Raw genomic sequence first — 21,368 nt, forward strand, 5'->3', positions numbered from 1 at the left:
TTGAGAATCCCGCGGAGATCCCGGCCCTCCTGAGGGGAATCGCCGCCGAGATCCTGGAAGGGGCGGCCGCGCCATCTGCCCCTGCGGCGGCGGGACTGCCTGAGGCCCGAGGCGCGACCACATCGGGGGCCGCACGGCCCCACGTGATCCTCGTCTGCGGCGTCAACGGCGTCGGCAAGACGACGACGATCGCCAAGCTCGCGCGCCGCTACGCCGTCGCCGGGAAGTCGGTCCTCGTCGTGGCCGCCGACACCTTCCGCGCGGCCGCTTCCGAGCAGCTCGCGATCTGGGCGAAGAGGGCCGGGGCGGAGTTCATCCCTTCAGCGACGGGAGCCGATCCCGCGGCGGTCGCCTTCGACGGCGTGAGAGCCGGCGTCGCCAGGGGGATGGGCGTCGTGATCGTCGACACCGCCGGCCGCCTCCATGCCAAGACGAACCTCATGGAGGAGCTCAAGAAGATCCATCGCGTCGCGGGCAAGGCGCTCGATGGGGCCCCGCACGAGGTCCTCCTCGTCCTCGACGCGACGATCGGCCAGAACGGCCTCGCGCAGGCGCGCGAGTTCCTCGCCTCGACGGCGGTCACGGGCCTCGTCCTCGCCAAGCTCGACGGGACGGCGCGGGGAGGCGTCGTCCTCGCGATCGCGCGCGAGACCTCCCTGCCGGTCCGCTATGTCGGCGTCGGGGAGGGGCTCGAGGATCTCGAGGACTTCGACCCCCGCGCCTTCGCGCGAGCGCTGATTCCGGTGGAGGGGGACGAGTAGGAGATCTCGGGCCGCGGCGGGAGCGACGGTCGACGGCACGCCGCTCGCTCTTGTCCCGGCCTATGGCATCCGATCGACACCGCTACGGCCCGGCGAAGGGGGCCGCAAGGGGCCCCGATCCGCGCGAACAGATCCTGTCTGAGGGGCCTCGCCAGGCGAGCGACGCCGATCTGCTCGCCGCGATCCTCGGCTCCGGCTCAGCGAGCCGGCGCGTTCACGACATGTCGGCGCGGCTGCTCGAGGACGGCGGACTCCACTTGCTGGGGCACACCTCGCCGCAGGCCCTGCTCGAGATCCCTTCCGTCGGGCCGGCCCAGGCATGCAGAGTCCTGGCCGCTGTCGAGCTGGGGCGCCGCGTCTGGGTCCGCGCGGGGCCGGCCGAGCGCCCGGTCCGTGGACCGGAGGACGTGCAGGAGCGCTGCAGGGGATACGCCGCGGCGCGCAAGGAGCATTTCCTCGCCCTTCACCTCAACACGCGCCAGATCGTCGTGCGCGAGGAGCTGGTCTCGGTCGGGAGCTTGAACGCGAGCATCGTCCACCCGCGGGAGGTCTTTCGCAGCGCGATCCTGGAGAGCGCGGCGTCGCTGATCCTCGTTCACAACCACCCGTCGGGGGACCCGACGCCGAGCGACGACGACATCAGGATCACGATGCGCCTCGCCGAGGTCGGCGAGCTCGTCGGCATCCCGCTGACCGACCATGTGGTCCTTGGGGAGAGCACCTACTACTCGTTCAGGGGATCGAAACTGTTGAAGTAGGGCGAGCCCTCGTCGTTGCCCGTAGGCGGGGGGAGGCTCGCCTGGGACGCCTTCATCGGCCGGGGGCGGGGGCGCGACGCGACATCCGGCCCGTCGCTCGGGGCTGCGGCCGGCGCAGGGAGAAGCCGAGGACGGCCGCAAGGCGACAGGGGCCGCCCTGTCGACACGGCTTCTCGGCTCCCCTACAATCCCGCGCATGCAGCCACACGATCCACATCTACCCAACCAGGACCTCTTCGCCCGGATGGAAGGGCTTCCGATCCTCGTCCTGGGCGACCTGATGCTCGACCGCTACATCTGGGGCGACACCGCGCGGATCTCTCCGGAGGCCCCGGTGCCGGTCGTCGAGGCCCGCGACGAGACCCTGCGACTGGGAGGGGCGGCCAACGTGGCCCGCAACATCCGATCCCTCGGAGGGCGCCCGTGGCTGGTCGGGGTCGTCGGGGACGATCCCTTCGGACAGGACCTCCGGCGCGAGATCGGCGCCAACGGGATCGCGGCCGACCGGATCTTCACCGATCCCACGAGGCGCACGACGACGAAGACGCGCATCATCGCCCGCCACCAGCAGGTGGTCCGCGTCGACCGCGAGGACGCGCGCGAGATCGGGGAGATCGCCGCGGAGCGCGTCCGCGGGGCCGTCCTGGCGGCGGCGCGCGGCGCGGCGGGAATCGTGATCTCCGACTACGGCAAGGGAGTGATCGTGAAGGAGATCCTCGACGATCTCCTGGCCGCCGCGCGGGCGAGGGCCGTTCCGGTCTGCGTCGATCCCAAGGAGACCCACTTCTTTTCCTACAGGGGGGCGACCGTCCTGACGCCGAATCTGATGGAGGCCGGCATCGCCTTCGGCCGCAAGATCGGCGACCGGGCGGCCCTGAGGGAAGCGGGTCACACGCTGAGGAGCAGGCTCGATGCGCAGAGCCTCCTGATCACCCAAGGCGAAGCAGGGATGACCCTCTTCGAGGCCGACGGCAGCGAGACGCACTATCCGGCCGTCGCCACGGAAGTCTTCGACGTGACCGGCGCGGGGGACACGGTCGTCTCGACCTTCGCGATGGTCGCCGCGGCCGGAGGATCCCTCAAGCAGGCGGCCCTCCTCGCGAACCACGCCGCGGGGATCGTCGTCCGTGAGATCGGGACCGCGACCGCGACCCCTGCCGAGATCCAGGCTTCTTTCGCGCGGGGCGCGGATGCCTGAAGGCGCATCGCCAAGTCTCGCCCCTCTTCTGTCGGGCGAATCCCTCGAGAGGTTCCTGACCCAGGCGCGCCTCAGGGGCGCCCGCGTCGTCTTCACCAACGGCTGCTTCGACCTGATCCACCCCGGTCACGCGGCCTACCTGGAGGAAGCCCGCGCCTTGGGCGACCTCCTCCTCGTCGGCTTGAACACCGATCGGTCGGTCCGGCTGCTAAAAGGCCCCGGCCGGCCCCTCGTCCCGGAGGACGGAAGGGCGCTTCTCCTCCGCTCCCTCCGCTCCGTCGACGGCGTGATCCTCTTCCACGAGGAGACCCCCCTGTCTCTGATCCGGCTCATCCGACCGGCCTTTCTCGTCAAGGGGGGCGACTATGCCCCGGACGCGGTGGTCGGGGCTCGGGAGATCTTGGAGTGGGGCGGCGAACTTCGCATCCTTCCATTCCGAGCCGGCTACTCGACATCGGATCTTGTGTTCAGAATCCGTAACCTCAAGGGAGATAAGCCACTTTCGGCTTGACAGGAGGGGGCCACGCCCCCTAGCCTGGCTTGGTCATGCTGTCCGGGGTGGAGGGGTGGATCCCGGCAACCCGGGGCGGGAGGTAGGAATGGCAGCGGGCGATCGCAAGAGAGTCCTGATCCTCGGCGCGGGCGGGAGGGACTTCCACAACTTCAACGTCCATCTCAGGAACCGGCAGGATACCGAGGTCGTCGCCTTCACCGCGACCCAGATCCCCCACATCAGTGACCGGACATACCCCGGGGCCCTCGCCGGACCCCTCTACCCGAAGGGGATCCCGATCGTCCCCGAGGAGAACCTGGTCCAGCTGATCCGCGAGCGGAAGGTCGACGAGGTCATTCTCGCCTACAGCGACCTCTCCCACGAGACCGTGATGGGACTGGCCTCGATCGTGCTCGCCCAGGGGGCCGACTTCCGCCTCATGGGCCCGCGGACGACCATGCTCGAATCGTCCAAGCCGGTCATCGCCGTCGTCGCCGCGAGGACCGGTGCGGGGAAGAGCCAGACCACCCGCCGCGTCTCGCGAATCCTCCGGGAGATGGGGAAGAAGGTCGTCGCGATCCGCCACCCGATGCCCTACGGCGATCTGGTGAAGCAGGGCGTGCAGCGCTTCGAGAAGATCGAGGACTTGGCCCGGCACAAGTGCACGATCGAGGAGATGGAGGAGTACGAGCCCCACATCGTGAACGGGACGATCGTCTACGCCGGCGTCGACTACGAGAAGATCCTGCGGGAGGCCGAGAAGGAGGCCGACGTCCTGATCTGGGATGGTGGGAACAACGACATGTCGTTCTATCGTCCCGACCTGCAGATCGCCGTCGTCGACCCTCTCCGGCCCGGCCACGAGACCCGCTTCCATCCGGGGCACGCGAACCTCCTCGGGGCCGACGCGGTCGTCATCAACAAGATCGAGTCGGCCTCGCGAGAGGCGATCGAGACGGTCCGCGCCAACATCGCCCGCGCCAACCCGAAGGCCGTCGTGATCGACGCGGCCAGCCCGATCACCGTGGAGGACGGCGAGAAGATCCGCGGGCGGCGGGTCCTCGTCGTGGAGGATGGGCCGACCCTCACGCACGGGGGAATGGCCTTCGGCGCGGGGATCGTCGCGGCCACGCGCTACGGCGCCGCCGAGATCGTCGACCCGCGTCCCTACCTGGTGGGGGAGATCGCCGACACGTTCCGCTCCTACCCGATGATCGGTCCGCTGCTGCCGGCGATGGGGTACGGCGAGCGGCAGGTCGCCGACCTGCAGGCGACGATCAACAAGACGCCCTGCGACCTCGTCGTCATCGGCACGCCGATCGACATCCGCAGGATTCTCAAGCTCGAGCGGCCGTCGGTCCGCGTGACCTACGAGCTGCAGGAGATCGGCCGCCCCACCCTGAGCGAGGTGCTGGCGGAGTTCTTCCGCCGGCGCTAGCCGCCCGGGTCGGAGGGAGCCAGATCGATGAACATCCACGAGTACCAGGCGAAGGAGATCTTCCGCGGCGCCGGCATCCCGGTCCCGGAGGGGGACGTGGCCGCGACTCCGGAGGAGGCGCGGGCGATCGCGACGAGGCTGGGCGCGCCGGTCGTCGTGAAGGCCCAGGTCCACGCCGGAGGGCGCGGGAAGGCCGGCGGGATCAAGATCGCGGCGACGGCCGATGAGGCGCGCGAGCACGCCGCCCGGATCCTGGGGATGGAGATCAAGGGGCTTCCCGTCCGGCGCGTCCTCGTCACGCCCGCCGCCGAGATCGCCCACGAGTACTACCTCGGCATCGTCGTCGATCGGGCCGCCGGCAAGCCCCTCGTGATGGTCTCCCGAGAAGGGGGGATCGACATCGAGGAGGTCGCGCGGACGAATCCCGGCGCGATCGTGAAGGAGCACTTCGATCCCCTGCCGGGCCTGCATCCCTTCCAGGCGACCGGCCTCGCCTACGCGATCGAGCCCGACCCGAAGGCCGCCCGCCCGATCGCCGAGATCCTCCGCAAGCTGGCGGCCTGCTTCGTCCGGATCGACGCCTCGCTGGCCGAGATCAATCCGCTCGTCCGGACCCCCGACGGCCGGCTCCTCGCCCTCGACGCGAAGGTCAACCTCGATGACAACGCCCTCTTCCTCCATGCCGGCCTCGAGGATCTCCGCGATCGATCCGCGGAGTCGCCGAACGAGGAGGCGGCCCGCGCGATGGGGCTCTCCTACATCAAGCTGGACGGCTCGATCGGCTGCGTCGTCAACGGGGCGGGGCTCGCGATGGCGACGATGGACCTCGTCAAGCACTTCGGTGGCAGTCCGGCCAACTTCCTCGACATCGGCGGCTCCTCGAACGCGGAGAAGGTGGTCACCGCGATCCGGATCATCACCGAGGATCCGAGCGTCCGCGTCATCCTCTTCAACATCTTCGGCGGGATCACGCGGTGCGACGACGTCGCCAGCGGCATCGTCCGCGCCCTCGAGGCCACGAAGGTCGACCTCCCGATCGTCGTGCGCTTGACCGGCACGAACGAGGAGCGAGGGCGCGAGATCTTGAAGGGCGCCGCCGGAGTCCTCTCGCTGCCCTCCATGGAGGAGGCGGTCCAGAAGGCCGTCGCCCTCGCCGGCGACTCGGGAAGGATGGCGTCATGAGCATCCTGGTCAATCAGGAGACGCGCGTTCTCGTGCAGGGGATCACGGGGCACGACGGCGCCTTTCACGCCCGCGCGATGAAGGCGTACGGAACGAAGGTGGTCGCGGGAGTGACGCCGGGCAAGGGGGGCGAGAAGCTCGACGACATTCCGGTCTTCCACACCGTCGCGGCGGCCGTTCGCGAGACCGGGGCCGACTGCTCGGTCGTCTACGTTCCCACAGCCTTCGCGGCCGACGCGATCCTCGAGGCCGCCCACTCCGGCATCCGCCTCGTCGTCGCGATCACCGAGGGGATCCCAACGCTCCAGATGATCAACGTCCTGCAGGTCCTTGGAAGGCTCGGGACCCGGCTCGTGGGCCCCAACTGCCCCGGCCTGATCTCGCCGGGGAAGTGCAAGGTAGGGATCATGCCGGGGGACATCCACTTGATGGGGAGAGTCGGTGTCGTCTCGCGCAGCGGGACTCTGACCTACGAGATGGTCCACCAGCTCACGCAGGCGGGGATTGGCCAGTCGACCTGCATCGGGATCGGCGGAGATCCGATCCCCGGGACGAGCTTCATCGACTGCCTCTCCCTCTTCGAGGCGGATCCGGAGACCCGGGCGGTCCTCCTCATCGGGGAGATCGGCGGCACGGCGGAGGAGGAGGCGGCGCGCTTCGTCTCGGCCAAGATGACGAAGCCGGTCGTCGCCTTCATCGCCGGTCTCACCGCACCCCCGGGGAAGAGGATGGGGCACGCCGGCGCGATCATCTCGGGAGGAAGCGGGACGGCGGCGGAGAAGATCAAGGCGCTTGGCGAGGCGGGAATCCCGGTCGCGCGGGTTCCGTCGGAGATCGGGCCGCTCATGAAGAAGGCGGCTGGATTCTAGGGGAGATGCGATGGAAGAGACCTTGATGATGATCAAGCCCGATGCCGTGCAGCGCAACCTGGTCGGCGAGATCCTCTGCCGCGTGGAGCAAGGGGGGCTCGCGATCGCGGGGCTCAGGATGGTCCGCCTGACCGCCGAGCAGGCGCGCGAGTTCTATGCCGTCCATCAGGGGAAGCCGTTTCTCGAGAGCCTGGTCGCCTTCATGTCCAGCGGGCCGATCGTCGCGGTCCGGGTCGAAGGCGATGGCGCGATCCAGCGGCTTGCCGAGATCGTCGGCTCGACCGACCCCGCGAAGGCCGCCCCCGGGACGATCCGGCGCGACTTCGGCCTCGGCATCGAGAAGAACTCGGTCCACCGGTCGGACGCCCCGGAGACGGCCCGGGCCGAGATCCGCTTCTTCGGGTTCGATCTCTCCCTGAGGTAGGATCGGGCCCGTGCGCCATCCGGCTGAACCATTCGCCGTCTCTCTGGCGAGCATCGAGGAGGGGCGCAACCGCTTGCGCCTGGAGGGGACGGCCGAGGATCTGGGCATCTCCGGGGACGAGCTCGCCCTCGACGGGGGAGTGGTTCTGGAGGGGGAGTTCTATCGGGCGGATCGGCAGGTGGAGATCCAGGGGCACGTTCGGGCTCCGGCCGTCCTCTCCTGCGATCTCTGCCTGGAGCCGATCCACCGGGCGATCGAGGCTCCCTTCCGGCTCCTCTGCGAGAAGAGGGGGGATCGGGACCGGCGGTCGGGCGAACAGAGCGGTGCGGAGGAGGTCGGTCTGTTGTACCATGACGGGCGGACGCTGGACTTGCGGGACGAGGTCCGCCAGGCGATTCTGCTCGAGGTGCCGTGGCATCCCCTCTGCAGACCCGATTGCAGGGGGCTCTGCCCGAGCTGCGGCAGCAACAGGAACGAAGGGGAGTGCGGGTGCCCGCCCAGGACCGGAAGGGGTCCCTGGGACAAGTTGCGTGTGATGGTCGAGGACGGCGGGGCGAGCCCTCCAGTCCCGGGCAAGAAGAAGAGGAGTGAAGAGTAATGGCACTGCCGAAGCGACGGCATTCGAAGACGAGGCGGGACAAGCGACGCGCCAACTGGAAGATGTCCCCTCCGACGATCAACCGATGCCCTGAGTGTGGGGCGGCGCGCAGACCTCACCGGGTCTGTCCGAATCCCGACTGCGGCCACTACCGCAAGGAAAAGGTGCTGGGCTCCTGAGCCCGGGCGATCCTCCTGTCTTGACGCTGCAGCCAGTTCCAGAGAGAGTCCGCGTCGGCGTGGACGCCATGGGCGGCGATGCCGCCCCCGCTGTCGAGGTGGCCGGAGCCATCCAGGCGGCGAAGGATCTGAACAGCGCGGTGGAGATCGTCCTCGTCGGGGACGAGGACAAGATCTACAGGCACCTCGATCGCCAGGAGGCTCGGGCCCTGGGCATCCAGGTCCACCACACGTCGGACTGGGTCTCGATGGAGGATGCCGCCGCCTTCTCCTTCCGGCGAAAGCAGGACTCGAGCATCGTCGTCGCGGCGCGCCTTCTCAAGGAGGGGCGGATCGATGCGCTCGTCAGTTCGGGCAACACCGGGGCGGTGGTCACATCCGCTCTGCTCTCCCTCGGGAGGATCCCCGGGATCGACCGGCCGGCCATCGGAGTCCTGATCCCGACGCCCACGGGACACACGATTCTCCTCGATGCGGGTGCGAACTCGGACTGCAGGCCGGCCCACCTCTTCCAGTTTGCCCTCATGGGGAAGGTCTATGCGAAGGGGGTCTACGGCGTATCCGATCCCAAGGTCGGGCTGCTGAACATCGGAGAGGAGCACTCGAAGGGCAGCGAGGTCGCCGTCCAGGCCTACAAGCTGCTCAAGGAAGCGCGTCCCCAGATCAACTTCATCGGCAATGTCGAGGGACGGGACGTGCTGAAGGGGACCGCCGATGTCGTCGTCTGCGACGGCTTCACGGGGAACGTGATCCTCAAGTTCGCCGAGAGCGTCGTCGGGATGCTGATGCAGACGGTCAAGCGCGAAGTGCCGAAGGACCTGCGGATCCGACTCGGCGCCTACCTCCTGAGGCCGGTCTTCCGGCGCCTGCGCGCCCGATTCAACTACGAGGAGTACGGCGGCGCCCCTCTGATGGGGCTCAACGGGGTCTGCGTCATCAGCCACGGGAGCTCCACTCCCCTGGCTATCAAGAACGCCATCCGAGTCGCGGCGCAATCGGCACGCAATCGCATCGGCGATCTGATCAAAGAGGAGCTCGATCGTGAGCACGCCAGACAGCAAGCTATCGGTTAGGCCTGTCAGAATGGTCAGCACCGGCTCCTGCGTGCCCGATGGCGTGCTGACGAACGCCGATCTCGAGAAGATGGTCGAGACATCGGACGAGTGGATCGTCACGCGCACAGGAATCCGCGAGCGGCGGATCGCGCCGCCTGAGATCGCCGCTTCCGACCTCGGGCTTCCCGCCTCGAAGCAGGCTCTCGAGGAGGCGGGAATCGAGCCCGGGGACCTCGACGCCATCATCTGCGCCACGGTCACGCCGGATCAGGTCTTTCCCTGCCTCGCGTGCACGCTCCAGGCCCGGCTCGGGGCCTCGCGCGCCTTCGCCTTCGATGTCAGCGCCGCCTGCTCAGGCTTCCTCTATTCGCTCGCCGTCGGCCAGGCGATGGTCGCCTCGCGACAGGCCGACACCGTCCTGGTCGTCGGGGCGGAGGTCCTCTCGCGGGTCACCAACTGGACCGACAGGACGACGTGCATCCTGCTCGCCGATGGAGCCGGCGCCGCGATCCTGCGCCCGGGTGACGAGGAGCACAGGATCCTCGCCCTCACGCTGGGGGCCGACGGAAGCTACGGCTCGCTGATCGAGATGCCCGCGGGGGGCAGCCGGATGCCCGCGACGGAGGAGACCGCCCGCAACAGGCTCCATACGATCCACATGAAGGGGAACGAGGTCTTCAAGATGGGAGTGCGCGGCATGACCGACGCCTGCCTGAAGGTCCTCGACGAGGGGGGATACAGGACCTCGGATGTCGCCCTCCTGATCCCGCACCAGGCGAACCTCCGCATCCTGGAGGCGACGGCGAAGCGCCTCGAGATCCCCATGGAGCGGGTGATGACCAACATCCAGAGATACGGCAACACGTCCGCGGCCTCGGTTCCCTTGGCTCTCGACGAGGCCCGCAAGACGGGGCGCCTCAAGTCAGGGGATCTGGCTCTGATGGTCGTATTCGGCGGCGGCCTGACCTGGGGCGCGGCCCTGGTGCGCTGGTAGGAGCGATGGACGCGGGCGGCAGGACGGCGCTTCTTTTCCCGGGCCAGGGGTCGCAGTCTGTCGGGATGGGCCGGGATCTGGCCCATGCGTATCCCGAGGCGCGCGCCCTTTTCGATCGCGCCGACGAGATCCTCGGATTCCCCCTCTCCCGCCTCTGTTTCGAGGGGCCGGAAGCTCAACTCCGCGAAACGCGCAACACGCAGCCGGCGATCTTCGTCCACAGCCTCGCTGCCCTCGCGTCGCTCGGGTTCGAGCCGGGGACCGACTTCCATGCGGCCGCCGGCCACAGCCTCGGGGAGTACTCCGCCTACGTCGCGGCGGGATCCCTCGCGTACGACGACGCGCTTCGTCTGGTCCGCCGCAGGGGGGAGCTGATGTACCAGGCGGGGATCGACCGCCCGGGGACGATGGCCGCCATCCTGGGGATGGAGCCGGAGAGGATCCGCGGGCTCCTCGAGGGGGTGACGGGGATCGTCGTCCCGGCGAACGAGAATGGTCCGGGTCAAGTCGTGATCTCGGGGGAAGTCGCGGCCGTCCAGGAGGGAATGGAGCGCTGCAAGAGCGCGGGCGCCAAGCGCGTGATTCCCCTGGAGGTGAGCGGGGCGTTTCACTCCCCTCTCATGGAAGGGGCCGCCAGGGGCTTGCGCGAGGCTTTGGCGCAAGTCAGGATCTCGCCAGCGAGGGTGCCGGTCTACGCCAACGCGTCGGCGGCGCCTGTCGTGGAGCCGGAGGAGATCAGGGCCAGCCTGGCGGCGCAGCTCCTCTCCCCGGTCAAGTGGGAGACCGGCATTCGGGCCATGCTCTCGGCCGGGTGCGGCCGCTTCGTCGAGATCGGCCCGGGCCGGGTCCTTTGCGGCCTGATGCGCAGCATCGATCGCTCGGCGACCGCTCTGGCCGCCGGCGGCGCGGAGGAGATCGCGAACCTGAAGATTGGCGGGGGTGGCTCTTGAGCACGGCATCTGCGGGCGCGAGTCGGGTCGCGCTGGTCACGGGCGGAAGCCGCGGCATAGGCCGCGCCGTCTCCGTGAGGCTCGCGCGCGACGGAGCGGATGTCGTCCTGGTGGATCGCACGGGGGCGGACGACGGCCCCGCCGTGCAGGAGATCCGCGCCCTGGGACGCCGCTGCCTGCATGTCTCGTGCGATGTCTCCGATCCGGGGCAGGTGGAGGCGATGGCGGAGCGGGTCGCGACCGAGATGGGAAAGGTCGCGATTCTCGTCAACAACGCCGGCATCACCAGGGACAACCTGTTCATCCGGATGCAGGCCGGGGACTGGGACGATGTCCTGGCGATCAACCTGCGCGGGACCTTCCTCTGCTCGAAGGTCTTCGCAAGGGGGATGATGAAGGATCGGTGGGGCAGGATCGTGAACGTCACATCGGTCGTCGGTTTGACGGGCAACAAGGGCCAGGCGAACTACGCGGCTTCCAAGGCGGGAATCGTCGGCTTCACCAAGTCGGTCGCGAAGGAGCTTGCGGAACGCGGCATCACGGTCAACGCGGTTGCCCCCGGGTTCATCGAGACGGCAATGACAGGAGCGCTCAAGGAGGAGGCGGCGAACGCACTCCTGCAGCGGATTCCGATGCGCGCCTTCGGAAGGCCGGAGGATGTCGCCGGCGCTGTCGCCTTCCTGGTGTCCGAGGAAGCGCGGTACGTGACGGGGCAGGTTTTATCCGTGGACGGCGGGATGTTCATGTCGTGATGGGGCGGGACAGCCCCGGGAGGATGGAGTGATGGAGAACTACGAACAGAAGATCCGGGACATCATCGTCGAGCAGCTCGGCGTCCCACCCGAGAAGGTAACGCCCGATGCTTCCTTCATCGACGATCTGGGAGCCGACTCCCTCGATACGGTCGAACTCGTCATGGCGATCGAGGAGGCCTTCGAACTCGAGATCCCTGATGAGGCGGCTGAGAAGATGGAGCGGGTGAAGGACGCCATCCAGTACATCAAGGACCACCTCGAGACCAAGGGCTAGGCCCCGGAGCGGACCTTCCATGTCCAATCGAGTCGTCATCACCGGGATGGGGGCCATCACCCCCATCGGCCTGAGCGTGGCCGAGTTTTGGGATTCGCTCGTCGCGGGTCGAGGAGGGATGGGTCCGATCACCCGATTCGACGCCTCCAAGCTCGACGTCCGATTCGCCGCCGAGGTAAAGGGATTCGCCGCGAGCGAGTACATGGAGCCCAAGGAGGTCAAGCGGACCGATCTGTTCGTCCAGTTCGCGATGGCCGCCTCGAGGCAAGCGGTCGCCCAAGCCGGCGTGGACGGCAAGGTCGATCCCCATCGGTACGGAGTGATCATCGGTTCTGGGATCGGGGGGATCTCGACACTCGAGGCCCAGCATACGATCCTGATGGAGAAGGGCCCTTCGAGGGTGAGCCCCTTCTTCGTCCCGATGATGATCATCGACATGGCGAGCGGGCGAATCTCCATGGAGTTCGGGGCGAAGGGCTCGAACTTCGCCAGCGTCTCGGCCTGCGCGTCGGGCGCCCACGCCATCGGGGAGTCGTTCCGGCTGATCCGCGACGGGGAGCTCGACGTGATCATCACGGGAGGATCGGAAGCGCCGATCACCCCGCTGTCGATGGCGGGATTCGCCTCCATGAAGGCGATCTCCGCGCGAAACGAGGATCCCCAGCGGGCGAGCCGTCCCTTCGATCGCGACCGCGACGGCTTCGTCATGGCGGAGGGGGCGGGCGTTCTGGTCCTCGAGAGCCATCGACACGCGAAGGCCCGCGGAGCGGAGATCCTGGCGGAGATGGTCGGCTACGGCTCGACCGCGGACGCCTATCACATCACGGCTCCCGCCCCGGGGGGCGACGGCGCCGCCAGGGCGATGGATCTGGCCCTCCGCTCGGCGGGCCTGCGACCGGAGGATGTGGACTACATCAACGCCCACGGGACTTCAACGCCCCTGAACGACAAGTTCGAGACGATGGCCATCCACACGGTCTTCGGAGACCGGGCGAAGGAGATCGGCGTCTCCTCGACGAAGTCGATGACGGGGCATCTCCTGGGCGCGGCCGGCGGCGTCGAGCTGATCGCATGCGTCCAGACGGTGAGAACCGGGGCCATTCCTCCGACGATCAACTACGACAATCCCGACCCGGAGTGCGACCTCGACTATGTGCCGAATCAGATGCGTCGCGCCCAGGTTCGCTGCGCCCTCTCGAACTCGCTTGGGTTCGGCGGTCACAATGTGAGCCTGGTGGTCCGCCGGTTCGAGGAATCTCCGGCGTAGGGCAAGGGGGGCGGGCGTGAAGCCCGCGGCGGGACGAGGACGCATCATGCGGTTCTCCCTGGTCTGGTGGCGAAAGGGATCGCCCGAGAGGCGAGAGGGCGATGTCGCCGGGGCCATCGCCGCCTTCGAGCGCAAGGCCGGAGTCCGATTCCGCGACCGGGACACGCTGGGGCAGGCGCTGACCCACCGTTCCTTTCTCGGCAACAACAGCGGCGACCCCGCCCGCTCCAACGAACGACTGGAGTTCCTCGGAGACGCGGTCCTCGAGTTGGTCGTCATCGAGCACCTCTACGAGCACTACCCCGTGGACCGCGAGGGCGAGCTCACCAAGAAGAAGTCGCTTCTGGTCAGCAAGGGCGTCCTGGCCCATCGCGCCGAGGAGATGGGGCTGGGGGACTTCATCCTGCTGAGCGAGAGCGAGCGCGAGTCGGGCGGCGCCGAGCGGACCTCGATTCTCGCCGACGCGTTCGAGGCGGTCGTGGGGGCGATCTACGTGGACCGCGGCCTCGCCACGGTCCGTCGATTCATCCACGACCAGCTCCTGCTGACGGCCCCTGCGATCCTGGAGGACCAGGCGAATCTCAACTACAAGAGCCTGCTACAGGAGCATGTCCAGGCCCAGTTCAAGACCCATCCCCGCTACCGCGTCGTGACCGAGGTCGGCCCCGACCACATGAAGCTCTTCACGGTCGAGGTCTCCGTCCGCGGAGGCCTGCTCGGCAGGGGACAGGGGAGAACCAAGAAGGAGGCCGAGCAGGATGCGGCCGGGGATGCGCTCCGCCGCATCCAGGGTGGGGAGGGCAGGCCCTCCTCAGCGCAGGCGGAAGGAGAGAGAGGCGAGCAGGCGCCGGTCTGACTCCTCTTCCTTGAAGATCCCGCTTCGTCCCGACGCGCGCGTGAAACCTCCGTGCATGTAGGCCAGGTCGATCGTCATCGACTCGCGCAGTAGGACCCCGGCGCCGAGCGTCAGGTACTGGCGGTTCTTCTCGAATGACGCCTCCTCGGTGTTGCGCACGACGTAGCGATCGTTGTTCTGATCAACCTCGATCTTCGGCGTCGTCACGACGAGCCTGTAAGGCGACGGATCGTACATGTAGCCGATCCGCAAGCGCGTCGGCACGGATGTGGGGAGCAGAAGTTCCCCGCCCGCGCGGATGCCCAGGGTCTCGTCGTAGGCGGGCAGCCCGCTCTCCGTCCTCATCGGTCCGCCGTAGTCGATCTGCGTCCAGTCGGCATAGATCGCGTCGAGGGCGAGGATCAGGTTCTTCCTCGCGAAGGCCGCTCCGGCTCCGAGCCTGAAAGGGAGGTCGATACTCTCGGAGGCGGTGAAAGGGCCTCCGTAGTCAGCATCATCGTTGATGTAGGCGTCCTCGCCCGTCGTTTGCACATCGATCCACTCCGGGAAGTGGAGGACGACTCCGAGCCTCACGCCGCTGCCGGCGTCTAGCAGGGCGCCGACGCTTCCCGTCACGCCGCTGAAGTCCGAGTCTGTCTCCGAGTAATCGAACTCCGCGAAGCTCTGATCAGAGAAGTCGTAGGTCCAGAGCCTGTAGTCGTTTCCCCCCAGGATCGTGCCCGTGATCCCCAGCGTCAGGTCGCGGCTCACCTGCGTGGCGAGAGCCGCCGAGTAGGAGCCAAGGCCGCCGTCTTCGTAGATCGTCTCCCTCTCCGCGATCCCGGAGCCGGAGTCCCAGTCCATGAGGTAGTCGGAGTCGAGACCGCTCGCCCGGCCGTAGGCGAGCCCGACGACCAGGCTTCCGCGGTAGGTTGGGAACGGATAGGCGAATCCGAGGTGGCTCAGCCTTGTCTTGCCGAACTCCCTTCCGACCTCTCTCCCTTTGTACGTGACGTCCCTGCTGCCGTCCTGGCGGTTGAAGCCGATGGAGACCTCGATCGAGCGGACCAAGCCGAGCGTCGCTGGATTGGACAGGACGGCGACGTGGTCGTCCGCGAAGGCGATCGACGCTCCGCCCATTCCGGCGTAGCGCGCGGCGAACGGGGAACGGAACGTGAGAGGTATCTCGGGAACGCTCCCGCCTTGCGCTTGGGCGCCCGGCGCGAGTCCGCAGACAAGGAGCGCGATGGCGAGCAGGCCGAGAGCGGATGCGACGGCCGTTCGTACGGATCTTCGGTTCACGTTTCCCTCCAGCTGAGGATCGGAGAGCCGGCTTCCGCTCGTATGGACCTCTACCGTCCCCAGAGACGCCGCTTTTCCTTGTCCTTCTTCTCTTCCTTGGGTGGTTGCGTGGTCTCGCCCGGTTTCGGCTTGTCCGGGGATGTCAGGCCGGCGGGCGGAAGAGCCCCCGTGCCTCCCTGGATCGGGAGGGGATTCGAGTCGCTCGTGGATCCTCTCGACCAGAGGCTCCGTCCTCCGGTCTCTTGCGGAAGGCCCGGATCGGGGTCGTGCGGCGGGTAGTACCAGTAGCTGTCGTACCACCAGGGCGACGAGTAGTAGACCGCCCACGGGGCCGGGTAGTACTGGTACCAGCCGACGTCGTACTCGTGCGCGTAATGGTAGAGGTCGGCGTCCGCGTGGCAATCCGAGCAGGCCTTCGAGCTTCCGTCTTCCTCGGTGAGCTCCATTGGCTCGGGATGGCGCAACACGGTGTAGCATCCCGCGCCGGCCAAAACGGCCAGGAGAAGCAGCCAGACGACCGGTCGGATGCGCGTCATGGGAACAGGCTCCTTTCCTTGTGGTTACTACCCCGCAGTATAGGAGGGGTTTCCCCCCCCGTCAAAGGCCGGCGGCCCGGCCTGTGCTAGGATGGCGCCTAGGCGAAAGGGGTCTTGCCCTTGACCATCATCCGTCCTCTCCTGCTCGTTGTCGCGCTCTCGCCCCTCTGGGCGCCGGTCCTTCTATCGGCATCCGAGGATGCGATGAACCACTACATCCTGGCGATCGAGGCCGCCCACAGCGGCGACCTCGACGCTGCCGTGTCGCACATGCAGGCGGCCTGGCGGGCCGACACCTCCGCCGTGGAGATCCCGCGGGAGCTGGCCAGGTTCCTCATCGACGCGGGCCGGCCGCGAGAGGCGGTCGACCCCGCCCGCCGCGCGATCCATCTCGCCCCCGACGATCCGGAGTCGAGCTGGCTCCTCGGCTGGGCCCTTAGCCGCTCGGGGCAGAACGCCGAGGCGATACCGTCGCTGCTCGCGGCGTGGCAGCGCGATCGACGCAACCGCACCTACCTTACCGCTCTCATCTCTGTCTTCGAATCGGAGGGAAGGCTCCAGGACGCCCTCGACCTGCTGACTCCCACGAAGGGCGGCGTCGACCCGGACGATCCGTATCTGTTCGCACGGAGGGCGGGCCTGTTGGGTCGTCTCGGCCGCCAGGTCGAAGGGCTTGGCGATCTGGCGAGCGCCGTCTCGCTGTCCCCGACCTATCCCGGGCTCGTTGACCACCTGCTTGCGCTCTGCTGGCGACTCGGCCCATCCGAGGCGACGGTGTCGGCCCTGGAGAGGGTCCTGGCCGTGGCGCCGAACCGGGCAGACATCAGGCGCGAGCTGGCGCGAGTCTATCTCTCGTTGAACCGCCCCGATGAAGCCATGACTCATCTGGAGACGCTGATGGCCGCGGGCGCTGCGGACGGGAGCGCGCAGATGCAGCTCGGGATCCTCTACTTCGGAAGGGAGCGGCTCGCCGAAGCGATCCGCCTCTTTCGCGGCGCCCGCGCGATCGACCCGGATCTGCGGGAGTCGGCGGAGTGGCTCTGGCGCTCTCTCAACAGGGCGGACAGCCTGAACGCGGCGCTCGCGCTGGCGGATACGCTGATCTCGGCCTCCCCCGAGGTCGCGGGCCACCACTGGCTCCGGGCCCTCTCCCTCGCCCGGCTCAACAGGCCTCTCGAGGCGCTCGCTTCCCTGGATCAAGTCCTAGAGAGGAGCCCGGATGAGCGCGAGGCGCGCCTGATGGCCGCGGCCCTCCTCGAGGATCTGGACAGGACGCCCGAGGCGCGCCTCCACCTCGAACGCCTCGCGCGGCTCGCCCCGTCCGATCGGGAGGTCCTCTTCCGCCTGGGAGTCCTGGACGAGAGGTCAGGCGACATCGCCGGCTCGATCGGGTGGTTCGAGCAGCTTCTGCGGGCCTACCCGGATGACGCTCTCGCCCTCAACTACTTGGGGTATCTCCTCGCCGACCGGGGACTCGATCTGGAGAAGGCCGTCGCCTACACTTCCCGGGCGGTCAGCCTGGACGGGAAGAACCCCGCCTTCCTGGACAGCTACGGGTGGGCGCTTTTCCGCAGCGGCCGGAACGCAGATGCGATCCCGCACCTGGAGGAAGCGGCGCGGCTCGCCCCCGGGGAGACGGAGATCGGGATCCACCTGGCCAAGGCCTACAGGGAAAGCGGGCGGGTGGGGGAGGCGCGGAAGATCCTCGACCAGATACTGGCCAGGGAGCCGAACGAGCGGCGGGCGCGCGAGCTGCTACAATTATGGGTTGAATGAGCCGGCAGGGCGCTCTCCGGGGCGCGACGGGAACCTTAGGCGGCCCAGCGGGGTAGCACCCCGTGCGGACAGGAGAGTGAATGGCGACAGGGGACGATCACCATTCGGCCCTCGATCTGGATCGACTCTCGGACGAAGGGCTGATGGAGGAGATCGTTCGAGGGTCCGAGGCTGCGTTCGCGGCGCTGGTGGCCCGATATCAGAGTCGGATCATCAACGTGGTGGCCCGGCTGATCGGAGATCGCGACCGCGCGCGGGAGATCGCGCAGGAGACGTTTCTGCGCGTGTTCATTCATCGAGAACGGTACAGGCCGAGCGGGAAGTTCAGCACATGGCTCTACACGATCGCGATGAACCTCGGGAAGAACGAGATTCGCCGCCGCGTCCGCGCCCGCGGCTCGGTGTCTCTCGACAAGCTTCTCGAGGTGGCAGGGGATTCGGGCGGATTCGTTGCCGATCCCTCTCCGGGGCCGGACCGTCTCTTCAGGCGTCGCGAGGTGGAGACGAAGGTGGCGGCCGCCGTGGAGCGCCTGCCCAGGAAGTTCCGCGAAGTGGTCGTCCTGCGCGACATACAGCAGCTTTCGTACGAGGAGATCGGCGAGGTCTTGCGCATTCCGGGTGGCACCGTGCGCTCACGCATCAACCGGGCCCGTCTGGCCCTGAAGGAACTCTTGGATCCGGCAATCGAGGGCAAAATCCATGAAATGTAAGACAGCCCGCAGCCTATTCTCGCTGCGGCTCGATGATGGACTGAGCTACGCGGAGCAGCGCGAGCTTGCGGAACACCTGGATGCCTGCCCGGGCTGCAAGGCGGAGTTCCTGGGCGTCGAGAGGACGGTCGGCCTGGTCAGGGGCCTGTCCGAGGTCCAAGCCCCGGAGGGGTTCGTCCAGGATGTCCTCCGCGCGGCGCGCGGGCTCCGACCCACGGCAACGGCGAGGCCCGCCGAACCGAGCCTCTGGGAACGGCTGCGGGGATTCGCATCGGCCCTTGCCTTCGAGCCATCGCCGCGGCTGGCTGCGGCAGCCCTCGCTCTGGGCCTGATCGTGGGCGTCTCCGGATCTGTCTTCTTCTTCGGCGACTCTCCGTCCCCGCAGGTCGCGCAGACGACCCCCGCCACGGCCCCGTCGGCCCCCTTGGTCGATTCCGGCGTGGAGACGCCGGGGGCGGAGGCCCCGTTGCCCTCCGGCCCCTTCGAGGATCTGGTCCAGGTGATGATGAAGCGCGCGGAGAGCGCCGCCGCAGGGGCGGCCGACACCGCCGGCCCGCAGCTTCCCGAGTGGGGCGCAGGCTGGGACCCGTCCGTCCATGGCCAGCAGGTCGGATTCGGACCGCGTTCGAGAAGGGACAGAGGTGGTGACGGATCGGGATACATCATCTTCTGATCGTCCCCGGCCGCGCCTCCTCGCGCTCCTCGCCCTGGGACTCCCCTGGCTCCTGCTCGCGGAAGGCTCGGGAGGCGGGGCGCTCGAGGAGAGCCTCGATCGAATCCTGCGGGAGTCGAGACCGGGCGTGGTGCAGGTCGATGTCCGCCGCCCCCTGAACTTGAATCTTCCCCGCGAGGCCGTCCGCCCGGCGCGCGGCGCGCCGGCGGTCCTGCGACTTCAGGGGAATGGGGTCGTCTGGGACGCCCGGGGCCACATCGTCACGGACTCCGACCTGGCGCAGCCGGGCGACACCCTGCGCGTGCTCGACGGCGACGGCGGCATCCATCCGGCCGAGTACGTAGGCCAGATCCCGGAGGCGGGGATCAGCCTCATACGGTGCGCCCTTCCCAGAGACATGAGACCGCTCCCGCGGAGCGAAGCATCCCTCTCGTCCGACTGGGCGTGGGCGCTGATCCTCGGCTACTCCGCGACCAGCTCCTCGGAGCAACTGAGGGTCGCGAGGCTTCGAGGAGGGTTGATGCGCGATGGCTCTCCGCGGGCGCGCCTCGAGGGTCCGATCGATTCCGGTCTCGGGGGAGCGGGCGTGCTCGATGGCGATGGCCGCCTGCTGGGCCTCGTCCTGGGCGAGGGTTCGGAGAGCGTGTTGCTCAGGTCCAGCGCTAGAAACGACTCCCCCGTCGAGTACTGCATGCATGTGGGGGGATCGGTCGAGTCAGGCTGGGTCGTCCCGGTTCGACAGATCGAGGATGCCGTGGCCTCGCTGGCGGCGCCCGAGGCTCGTCCCCAAGGCTTCCTCGGCGTCCGCGTCGATCTGCCTGCCGGCGGCGCTCCGTCCGGCGGGTCGGCCGGTGTCACTGTGGCCGGCGTCCTGCCCGGAAGCCCCGCCGAGGAGGCGGGACTGCGTCCGGGAGACCGGCTCGTGGGTTTCGACGGCGTCCCCGTGACGAGTTGGGACGACCTCACGCGCCGCGTGGCCCTGCTCGATCCCGGGCGCTTCGTTCGGATCGATCTCCGGAGAGCGGGAGCCGAGACGGCGATGCGCGTGCGGCTCGGCGACCGCAGCCACATGATCTGGAGGGAGAAGCAGCGACGGCTCGCGGATAACCGCGAGAAGATGCTCCGGTATCAGATCGAGGGCCTTCACCAACAGCTCGAGCTGCTTCGACACCGCATCGTCTCCTCGAGATAGGGGGCAGCTAGACAGCGCGGGAGTCGGTTGGTAGTGTCACCCCGCAAGGGGGATCTGCGAGCCGTGCGAGAGATCCGGATCGCGCTCAAGAGTTCGGCCTATCGATACCTGCTCGCCGGCCTCGACGGATGGGCGGACCTTCCTTGCCCGGAGCTCGAAGGCCGGGGCCGGGGAGCCGTGCTGGTTACGGACCACACCGTAAGGGATCTCTGGTCCGCGGAAGTCCTCCGAGCGCTCGGTAGACGCGGGATCGAACCGCGCGTCATCTCCATTCCTCCCGGGGAGCCATCGAAGGCGCTCGAGACGTACGAACGGGTGGTCCGCGAGACCCGCGACGCAGGTCTCCTGCGGGACGGCCTGGTGTTGGCCCTGGGCGGGGGGGTCGTCGGAGACCTGGCCGGATTCGCAGCGGCCACGTACATGAGAGGCGTGGATTGGATCTCGCTCCCGACGACGCTTCTCTCCATGGCCGACTCCGGCGTTGGCGGGAAGGTCGGGCTCGACTGCGCCGGCGAGAAGAACCTGATCGGCGCCTTTCATCATCCCAGTCTGGTTCTGTGCGCAGTAGGCTTTCTGGACACTCTTCCCGATGTCGAATTCGCGAACGGCATGGCCGAAGTCGTGAAGGTCGCGCTCCTCGGGGATCCAGATCTCTTCGCGATCCTGGAGGAGAGAGCGGATCGCATCCGGGCCAGAGAACGGAGTCTCCTGGAAGAGATCATCGAGAGGGGCGTGAGGGTGAAGGCCCGCATCGTGGAGCGGGATCCCGACGAGCGCGGCGACCGGCGCCTCCTCAACCTCGGCCACACGATCGGCCACGCCATCGAGGCTGCGGGAGGATACAGGCGGCACCGCCACGGCGAGGCCGTGGCGATCGGCCTGGTCGCTGCGTGCCATCTCTCTACTATGCTTGGGGTTAGTGACGCCGCGCATCGAGATCGCGTGACGCGTCTGCTCCAACGATATAATCTTCCAATCCGTTGTCCAGAAACAAGTTGGAACGATCTCAAGCCACACATCGCAATCGACAAGAAGGGGACCGCGGCGGGGCGGGCCTGCGTATTGACAGGAGGAGTCGGCGTTGCTAGCGTCCATGAACGAGTTCCGGAGGCCTCCGTGCAGGAAGCGGCGGCCTTTGTGCTTGCTTGA

At 68.1% G+C, this 21,368-nt stretch carries 24 protein-coding genes; 22 read left to right on the forward strand and 2 right to left on the reverse strand.

The genetic code is table 11. The features are described from left to right. The 17 genes from ftsY to rnc all read left to right on the forward strand — a co-directional run. Positions 1-761, forward strand: a 761-nt coding sequence (ftsY, locus tag FJY88_01160; protein MBM3285952.1) for a signal recognition particle-docking protein FtsY, incomplete at its 5' end; no start/stop codon positions are given. A gap of 62 nt (positions 762-823) precedes the next feature. Next, positions 824-1,519 carry a DNA repair protein RadC gene (gene radC / locus FJY88_01165; protein MBM3285953.1) on the forward strand — a complete coding sequence of 232 codons (696 nt, stop codon included), beginning with the start codon at positions 824-826 and terminating at the stop codon, positions 1,517-1,519. A gap of 196 nt (positions 1,520-1,715) precedes the next feature. After that, complete coding sequence (rfaE1, locus tag FJY88_01170; protein MBM3285954.1) at positions 1,716-2,717, forward strand: D-glycero-beta-D-manno-heptose-7-phosphate kinase; 1,002 nt, start codon at positions 1,716-1,718, stop codon at positions 2,715-2,717. After that, complete coding sequence (gene rfaE2 / locus FJY88_01175; GenBank protein ID MBM3285955.1) at positions 2,710-3,228, forward strand: D-glycero-beta-D-manno-heptose 1-phosphate adenylyltransferase; 519 nt, start codon at positions 2,710-2,712, stop codon at positions 3,226-3,228. The genes rfaE1 and rfaE2 overlap by 8 nt, the downstream gene beginning before the upstream one ends. Positions 3,229-3,316: 88 nt before the next feature. Then, complete coding sequence (locus tag FJY88_01180) at positions 3,317-4,648, forward strand: GTPase (GenBank protein ID MBM3285956.1); 1,332 nt, start codon at positions 3,317-3,319, stop codon at positions 4,646-4,648. 27 nt (positions 4,649-4,675) lie between these two features. Next, entirely contained in the window at positions 4,676-5,830 is a 1,155-nt protein-coding gene (gene sucC / locus FJY88_01185) for an ADP-forming succinate--CoA ligase subunit beta (protein MBM3285957.1), read from the forward strand. Further along, positions 5,827-6,699 (forward strand): succinate--CoA ligase subunit alpha, encoded by an 873-nt coding sequence (sucD, locus tag FJY88_01190; GenBank protein MBM3285958.1) that lies wholly within the window; start codon positions 5,827-5,829, stop codon positions 6,697-6,699. The genes sucC and sucD overlap by 4 nt, the downstream gene beginning before the upstream one ends. A gap of 10 nt (positions 6,700-6,709) precedes the next feature. Beyond that, positions 6,710-7,123, forward strand: coding sequence for a nucleoside-diphosphate kinase (locus FJY88_01195; protein ID MBM3285959.1), 414 nt, complete (start codon positions 6,710-6,712; stop codon positions 7,121-7,123). 1 nt (position 7,124) lies between these two features. After that, positions 7,125-7,721, forward strand: coding sequence for a DUF177 domain-containing protein (locus FJY88_01200; GenBank protein ID MBM3285960.1), 597 nt, complete (start codon positions 7,125-7,127; stop codon positions 7,719-7,721). Then, complete coding sequence (locus tag FJY88_01205) at positions 7,721-7,900, forward strand: 50S ribosomal protein L32 (GenBank protein ID MBM3285961.1); 180 nt, start codon at positions 7,721-7,723, stop codon at positions 7,898-7,900. The genes FJY88_01200 and FJY88_01205 overlap by 1 nt, the downstream gene beginning before the upstream one ends. A 68-nt stretch (positions 7,901-7,968) precedes the next feature. Continuing rightward, positions 7,969-8,973: a phosphate acyltransferase PlsX gene (gene plsX / locus FJY88_01210; protein ID MBM3285962.1), complete on the forward strand. Its 1,005-nt coding sequence runs from the start codon at positions 7,969-7,971 to the stop codon at positions 8,971-8,973. A 10-nt stretch (positions 8,974-8,983) separates the two neighbouring features. Further along, positions 8,984-9,949, forward strand: a complete 966-nt coding sequence (locus FJY88_01215; protein ID MBM3285963.1) for a ketoacyl-ACP synthase III — start codon at positions 8,984-8,986, stop codon at positions 9,947-9,949. 5 nt (positions 9,950-9,954) lie between these two features. Beyond that, positions 9,955-10,899 (forward strand): ACP S-malonyltransferase, encoded by a 945-nt coding sequence (gene fabD, locus FJY88_01220; GenBank protein MBM3285964.1) that lies wholly within the window; start codon positions 9,955-9,957, stop codon positions 10,897-10,899. After that, on the forward strand, positions 10,896-11,651 hold the full coding sequence (gene fabG, locus FJY88_01225; GenBank protein ID MBM3285965.1) for a 3-oxoacyl-[acyl-carrier-protein] reductase: 756 nt from the start codon (positions 10,896-10,898) through the stop codon (positions 11,649-11,651). Before fabD ends, fabG begins: the two co-directional genes overlap by 4 nt. Positions 11,652-11,682: 31 nt before the next feature. Then, positions 11,683-11,928, forward strand: a complete 246-nt coding sequence (acpP, locus tag FJY88_01230) for an acyl carrier protein (GenBank protein ID MBM3285966.1) — start codon at positions 11,683-11,685, stop codon at positions 11,926-11,928. Between the two features lie 19 nt (positions 11,929-11,947). After that, entirely contained in the window at positions 11,948-13,195 is a 1,248-nt protein-coding gene (gene fabF, locus FJY88_01235; GenBank protein MBM3285967.1) for a beta-ketoacyl-ACP synthase II, read from the forward strand. A 46-nt stretch (positions 13,196-13,241) separates the two neighbouring features. Continuing rightward, entirely contained in the window at positions 13,242-14,051 is an 810-nt protein-coding gene (gene rnc / locus FJY88_01240) for a ribonuclease III (GenBank protein MBM3285968.1), read from the forward strand. Here rnc and FJY88_01245 read toward each other — a convergent pair. Further along, a complete protein-coding gene (locus tag FJY88_01245) occupies positions 14,007-15,332 on the reverse strand; it encodes a hypothetical protein (protein MBM3285969.1) in 1,326 nt (441 codons plus the stop codon). The genes rnc and FJY88_01245 overlap by 45 nt on opposite strands. A gap of 50 nt (positions 15,333-15,382) precedes the next feature. Next, positions 15,383-15,868 carry a hypothetical protein gene (locus tag FJY88_01250; protein MBM3285970.1) on the reverse strand — a complete coding sequence of 162 codons (486 nt, stop codon included), beginning with the start codon at positions 15,866-15,868 and terminating at the stop codon, positions 15,383-15,385. 120 nt (positions 15,869-15,988) lie between these two features. On the opposite strand from FJY88_01250, the gene FJY88_01255 reads away from it, so the two are divergent. The 5 genes from FJY88_01255 to aroB all read left to right on the forward strand — a co-directional run bounded on the left by FJY88_01255 (position 15,989) and on the right by aroB (position 21,368). Beyond that, positions 15,989-17,644 (forward strand): tetratricopeptide repeat protein, encoded by a 1,656-nt coding sequence (locus tag FJY88_01255; GenBank protein ID MBM3285971.1) that lies wholly within the window; start codon positions 15,989-15,991, stop codon positions 17,642-17,644. 80 nt (positions 17,645-17,724) lie between these two features. After that, positions 17,725-18,354, forward strand: coding sequence for a sigma-70 family RNA polymerase sigma factor (locus FJY88_01260; protein MBM3285972.1), 630 nt, complete (start codon positions 17,725-17,727; stop codon positions 18,352-18,354). Next, positions 18,344-19,027, forward strand: a complete 684-nt coding sequence (locus tag FJY88_01265; protein ID MBM3285973.1) for a hypothetical protein — start codon at positions 18,344-18,346, stop codon at positions 19,025-19,027. Before FJY88_01260 ends, FJY88_01265 begins: the two co-directional genes overlap by 11 nt. Continuing rightward, positions 18,951-20,219, forward strand: a complete 1,269-nt coding sequence (locus FJY88_01270) for a serine protease (GenBank protein ID MBM3285974.1) — start codon at positions 18,951-18,953, stop codon at positions 20,217-20,219. The genes FJY88_01265 and FJY88_01270 overlap by 77 nt, the downstream gene beginning before the upstream one ends. Before the next feature lie 27 nt (positions 20,220-20,246). Beyond that, positions 20,247-21,368, forward strand: coding sequence for a 3-dehydroquinate synthase (gene aroB / locus FJY88_01275; protein MBM3285975.1), 1,122 nt, complete (start codon positions 20,247-20,249; stop codon positions 21,366-21,368).

The sequence above is a fragment of the Candidatus Eisenbacteria bacterium genome (genome assembly GCA_016867495.1).
Taxonomy (GTDB): domain Bacteria; phylum Eisenbacteria; class RBG-16-71-46; order CAIMUX01; family VGJL01; genus VGJL01.

Excerpts from the sequence above, each read along its gene's own strand:
- radC (MBM3285953.1), top strand. The coding sequence starts at position 824 with ATGGCATCCGATCGACACCGCTACGGCCCGGCGAAGGGGGCCGCAAGG.
- rfaE1 (MBM3285954.1), top strand. The coding sequence starts at position 1,716 with ATGCAGCCACACGATCCACATCTACCCAACCAGGACCTCTTCGCCCGG.
- rfaE2 (MBM3285955.1), top strand. The coding sequence starts at position 2,710 with ATGCCTGAAGGCGCATCGCCAAGTCTCGCCCCTCTTCTGTCGGGCGAA.
- FJY88_01180 (MBM3285956.1), top strand. The coding sequence starts at position 3,317 with ATGGCAGCGGGCGATCGCAAGAGAGTCCTGATCCTCGGCGCGGGCGGG.
- sucC (MBM3285957.1), top strand. The coding sequence starts at position 4,676 with ATGAACATCCACGAGTACCAGGCGAAGGAGATCTTCCGCGGCGCCGGC.
- sucD (MBM3285958.1), top strand. The coding sequence starts at position 5,827 with ATGAGCATCCTGGTCAATCAGGAGACGCGCGTTCTCGTGCAGGGGATC.
- FJY88_01195 (MBM3285959.1), top strand. The coding sequence starts at position 6,710 with ATGGAAGAGACCTTGATGATGATCAAGCCCGATGCCGTGCAGCGCAAC.
- FJY88_01205 (MBM3285961.1), top strand. The coding sequence starts at position 7,721 with ATGGCACTGCCGAAGCGACGGCATTCGAAGACGAGGCGGGACAAGCGA.
- plsX (MBM3285962.1), top strand. The coding sequence starts at position 7,969 with ATGGGCGGCGATGCCGCCCCCGCTGTCGAGGTGGCCGGAGCCATCCAG.
- FJY88_01215 (MBM3285963.1), top strand. The coding sequence starts at position 8,984 with ATGGTCAGCACCGGCTCCTGCGTGCCCGATGGCGTGCTGACGAACGCC.
- fabD (MBM3285964.1), top strand. The coding sequence starts at position 9,955 with ATGGACGCGGGCGGCAGGACGGCGCTTCTTTTCCCGGGCCAGGGGTCG.
- acpP (MBM3285966.1), top strand. The coding sequence starts at position 11,683 with ATGGAGAACTACGAACAGAAGATCCGGGACATCATCGTCGAGCAGCTC.
- fabF (MBM3285967.1), top strand. The coding sequence starts at position 11,948 with ATGTCCAATCGAGTCGTCATCACCGGGATGGGGGCCATCACCCCCATC.
- rnc (MBM3285968.1), top strand. The coding sequence starts at position 13,242 with ATGCGGTTCTCCCTGGTCTGGTGGCGAAAGGGATCGCCCGAGAGGCGA.
- FJY88_01250 (MBM3285970.1), bottom strand. The coding sequence starts at position 15,868 with ATGACGCGCATCCGACCGGTCGTCTGGCTGCTTCTCCTGGCCGTTTTG.
- FJY88_01260 (MBM3285972.1), top strand. The coding sequence starts at position 17,725 with ATGGCGACAGGGGACGATCACCATTCGGCCCTCGATCTGGATCGACTC.
- FJY88_01265 (MBM3285973.1), top strand. The coding sequence starts at position 18,344 with ATGAAATGTAAGACAGCCCGCAGCCTATTCTCGCTGCGGCTCGATGAT.
- FJY88_01270 (MBM3285974.1), top strand. The coding sequence starts at position 18,951 with ATGGCCAGCAGGTCGGATTCGGACCGCGTTCGAGAAGGGACAGAGGTG.